This is a genomic window from Synechococcus sp. R5-12, from assembly GCF_047502655.1.
Taxonomy (GTDB): domain Bacteria; phylum Cyanobacteriota; class Cyanobacteriia; order Thermostichales; family Thermostichaceae; genus Thermostichus.
Genome location: NZ_JANSIM010000117.1, coordinates 1 through 4,651, shown reverse-complemented (window position 1 = coordinate 4,651; position 4,651 = coordinate 1). Strand labels below are relative to the sequence as shown.

The following is a 4,651-nucleotide window of genomic DNA, read 5'->3' as shown; positions in this document are numbered from 1 at the left end:
TGGGCGTGGCTGTCGGTGTTGGGGTTGGTGTTGGGGTCGGTGTGGGAGTGGGCTGGGCGGCCTGCACCTGGAAAGACCACTGCTGGATGGTGGTGTTGCCGCTGGTGTCGGCAATTTGGACGGCAATTAAGGTCGGCCGATTGGTGGGCAGCGGCTCGGCAGGGGTGTAGGTAAAGCCGGTGCGGGTGAGCTGGGCTTGGGTGGTGACATCCGCGTTGTTCACCAGCAAGGTAAAGCTATTGAGGTCGATTCCCTGGTCGTCCTGGAAACGGGCTGAGATGGAGGGGCGAGAGTTGTCGGTTAGGGATCCATTGGGAGGGGCCAGTTCGCTGATGGTGGGGAAGGTGGTGTCGGTCACCCGCCCGATGGTAATGGTTTTGTCCGGCAACTGCACCAGGGTCACCAGTCCATCGCGCTCCAGGCGGGCAAAAACAGGCGCTTCTGAGGCCCGGTCTTGGCTGCGGAAGGTGTAGCTGCCCTCGTATTGCCCTGGGCGGGTTTCCTGCAGTGGCAGGTTGTAGGCAATGCCGGGGATGGAAAACGATCCCTGCGCCCCTGGGGATCCCAGCAAAAACACGGTAATCGTATCTCCTGGGTTTACAGATCCCAGCTCTTCGCGGGCAAAGAAGGTTCTCACCTCTGGAGCGGCGGGCAGCGTTTCCACCAGAGGCTCAATGGGAATGTCCGGCGTGGCCAGGGGTTCGGGCGTAGGAGTGACCTGGGCAAGGAGCTCGGTGCGGATCCCAGGGCCGGGAATGGCAGCCCCCACCGGCGGATCCAAATTGGGCACCCGGCCCACCTTGGCCAGCGCTTGGTAGGTAAGAGCAGCCACTTCCCCCCGCGTGGCCACCGCCTGGGCATTCAATTGGGTGGGGTTGGGGTAGAGCACCAACAGCCCTTCCTGAACTGCTGTCGCGATGGGGGCGCGGGCAAAGTTGGGAACCAAATTGGCATCGCCGAACGCGGATAGGATCGCGTCAATTTGACCGGGATCCTCGATGAGCCTACCGTTGGTGGCGGCACGGGTCAGGACAGTGATGGCCTGCGCACGGGTGAGCACATCGTTGGGGCGAAAGGTGCCGTCCGGGAAGCCGGAAACAAACCCTGCCGCTGCCGCCGCGCCGATGGAGGGAGCCGCCCAACTGGGAATGGGATCGGCAAAGGAGCGCACAGGAACGTTGGTATCTAGGCCAAAAGCTTTGGTGACAATGACGGCAAATTGGGCACGGGTGATGGACTCGTTGGGGCGAAAGGTGCCATCCGGGAAGCCACCGATGATCTGTCGTTCATTCAACCCGGCAATGTACTGGGCACCCCAATAGGTGCTGATATCAGAAAGTTGGGCCCAAGCGGGATCCCCAAGCCAGGCCAAGCTGCTGCAACTGATCACCAAAGCCGCAGTCTTCCAACCCTGCCAAAGGGAAAGCTTACGCATCGTTCACACCTCAGGTTCTGGGTACAGGATTCAGGTCTCGGATCCCCACTCTTGGCTGGGAGAGGCCATAGAAACTGGCCGGACAGAAGAGTTGGAGAGGATATCCAAACCGCACATCCAGACGAGGAAACCTTCTGAAAAGTTCTGTCTGGCCACCGGTTTCGCCAACCTTTCAGGGGGCAGGATTGGGGTAGCGCTGGTGCACCGCCTCGATCTCCGCCAGGAGCTGCGGGGACAGTTCCACATCCAGGCAACTGAGGTTCTCTTTGAGTTGGGTCAGGCTGGTGGCCCCAATGATGGTGCTGGTGACAAACCAGCGGCTGCGCACAAAGGCCAAAGCCAACTGGGCCGGTGTCAGACCGTGCCGGCGGGCAATTTGCACATAGGCGGCCACCGCTTCTTCCACATTGGGCTTGCGGTACCGCTGGCCAAAGCCTTCAAACAAGGCCAAACGGGATCCCGGCGGCTTCACCCCCCCCAGATATTTGCCCGTCAGCAGCCCAAATCCGAGCGGGCTGTAGGCCAGCAAGCCCACCTGCTCGTGGCGGCAGACTTCCGCCAGGCCCATTTCAAACGTGCGGTTGATGAGGCTGTAGGCATTCTGAATCGAGACCACCTTGGGCAACCCCAGTTGCTCGGCCACCTGGCAGAACTTGCTCACCCCCCAAGGGGTTTCGTTGCTCAGGCCGATGTAGCGAATGAGACCCTCTTGCACCAATTCCGCCAGAGCCTGCAACTGCTCGGCAATGGGAACGGTGGGCCGCTCCTGGCTGGGATCGTAGGCAACGCCCCCAAACAGGGGCACGTAGCGATCCGGCCAGTGGATCTGGTAGAGGTCGATGTAGTCGGTCTTCAGGCGTTTGAGGCTATCGGCCACCGCCTGCCTGAGGTTGTCGCGGGTAATGGACAGGGATCCGCCGCGAATCCAATGCCAGGGCCGACCAGGGCCGGTGATCTTGGTGGCCAGGATCAGGCGATGCCGCGGTTGGTGTTGCAGCCACTCGCCGATGTAGCGCTCGGTGGATCCCTGGGTTTCCGCCCGCGCCGGCACCGGGTACATCTCGGCGGTATCGATGAAGTTGATCCCGTGCTCCACCGCGTAGTCGAGCTGTTCGAAAGCCTCGGCCAAAGTATTTTGCTGCCCAAAGGTCATGGTGCCCAGGCAGATCTCGGAAACTTGCAAAGGGCTGTGGCCAAGCTGGCGGTAGCGCATGGGGAATCTCCATCTAGACAGCACGCCAGTCCCCATTGTGCCCAAAACCTGTCGGCCTACGGGATCCCCCGCTATGCCCCCGTTCCTATTTCGGTGCGGATCCCAGCAGGGGAACGTACTCGCGGTAGAGCTGACCCAAAATTTCCAGACCGATGCGGGTGCGGTTATCGGGGGGGCGAGCCTCAATGGCCGCCTTGACTTGCAAAATCGTGCCCACCGGATAGGGGGAGCGCAGCTCCTCCCGCTTGCCCAAAAACACATCCGTAAAGTAGTCGATCAGCCGCTTGACTTCCCCCACGTCTTTGCGGGAAATGTCCATATCCAAAACGGTGGTCAACTTGGCCCGCATAGCCTGAAAACTTTGCTGGCCGGTGTTGAGGGCCACCCGCTTGGCCAGGCTATCCACCACAATTTGGGTGATCTTCTCCACATTTTGGGTGACGATTTCTCGGTGGCGGGCGGCAAAGCGCAACTGAACCTCATCCAGAAATCGTTCTCGTTCCAGAATCTGGATGCCCTGTTGCTCCAGATCCACTCCATAGCTTTGCAACTGCTTGTACTGATTCAAAACCCATTGGTTGTAGAAGGAATCGGCCAAAACTCGCCAATAGCTAATGAGGGTGGCCTCGGCAAAGGGAACGCTGACCAAATAAGCTTCGCTGGTGATGTGGCGCAAATGCTCTGTCAGCTTGTCTCGCTCCTTCTCATCCAAGTAGGAGGTGCGCGGCACCCAAACTGCCCCGTACTCGCTTTTCACCTCTCCGGGCAGGGTTCCGAAGAGGGTGTCAAAAAACTGATGAATGCTGAAGAGAAGAAACTTTCCCGGATCCTGAAGGCGGTTGAGCAGTTCCTGTTTTTTCTCCTCCTGATATTGGGCCACCAATTGCTGGGCCTCGGCGATCTGGCCGCGGGCCACCTCCACATCTTGCCGCAGCTTTTCAATCTCCTCCGAGCTCACCATCTCAACACCAGTAGGCTCCCGTTCCCCGCTGAAATAGCTGCCCCCCAGCCCGCTGCCCCCAATGCCCACCAGGGGAGCGTCGCTGTCGTTGTCCAGGGTTAGAAGGCGAGCAAGAGCCTGGAGTCGAGCCTGCCGATTGGAGGAGCGCAGGGATCCCAGCTCCACCGGATCCCCACTTTCCCAACCGTCCAGCCCGCCGATGCGGTAGAGCGTGTAAAAATACTTGCTGAGCAGAAGCGCCAGCAGATGCCTGTTCTTGACCTCGTTGTACTCCAGGTAGGCTCGCAGACACAGTTGGAAGGCGATGTTGGGCAAGCTGCGACACACCTTCATAATCTGGGTGTAGACCCTTTGCAGGTGAGGCCGAAAGCTGCGTGGGATCGCCTCGGGCCGTAGGCCGCGCAACAAGAACTCCTGCTGGCGCAGATCTTGAGGGGTAAAGTAAAAACTTTCTTGCCAAAGCAGCTCATCCAAGTCACGGGCAAAAATCGGTTTCAAATGGTCGATGATTTGCACCACAACCGACTCGGTGAAGACCGGTATAATCTTTTCGATGTGAAGCTGATCGTAAACGGAGCGCAGCCGCTCGCTGCGGAAGTCTTCGATGGAGATCAGCCCCTTCATGGTTCCGATCCGACCATCGCTCAGCAGGAACTTATAGACCACTTCGGCAGTGGCCCCTGGGGAGAGAACAAGAGTTCCCGTCAAGTCAGGGCAGATTTGCAGGGGGCGTAGCAGGCGGCTGGTTTCACTGACGCTGAAGCAACTCCAAGCTGCTGGGTTTAACACCACCGACGATAGGGAGGCCAACAATTGCTTCTCGTCCAAGTCCTCCAGCCGAATTTCTCCCCTGTGAGCTTCGCTAGGTCCCGGAGGCAAGCTCGCCCGCGAATCCTGAACGGCGGAAGGGGATAAGGATGGGGGAGATGTGCTCATGCGGTAAAGGCTATTGAATCTTAACGTTCACTCTAAGTCGGCGAAGGATGGATGAGTGTGATCTGTATCTGATACATTTACGCTGAACACTGCTGAACATCACTGT

3 protein-coding genes are annotated in these 4,651 nt (G+C 59.0%); all 3 read right to left on the bottom strand.

Annotated elements, in window-relative coordinates; all coding sequences use genetic code 11:
- Positions 1-1,435 (bottom strand): S-layer homology domain-containing protein (locus NW843_RS07165; RefSeq protein ID WP_414522523.1); only part of this gene is annotated, 1,435 nt, incomplete at its 3' end.
- Positions 1,436-1,607: 172 nt separating this feature from the next.
- Complete coding sequence (locus tag NW843_RS07160; RefSeq protein ID WP_414522522.1) at positions 1,608-2,648, bottom strand: NADP(H)-dependent aldo-keto reductase; 1,041 nt, start codon at positions 2,646-2,648, stop codon at positions 1,608-1,610.
- Between the two features lie 85 nt (positions 2,649-2,733).
- A complete protein-coding gene (locus NW843_RS07155) occupies positions 2,734-4,488 on the bottom strand; it encodes a hypothetical protein (protein ID WP_414522521.1) in 1,755 nt (584 codons plus the stop codon).
- Positions 4,489-4,651 lie beyond the last annotated feature (163 nt).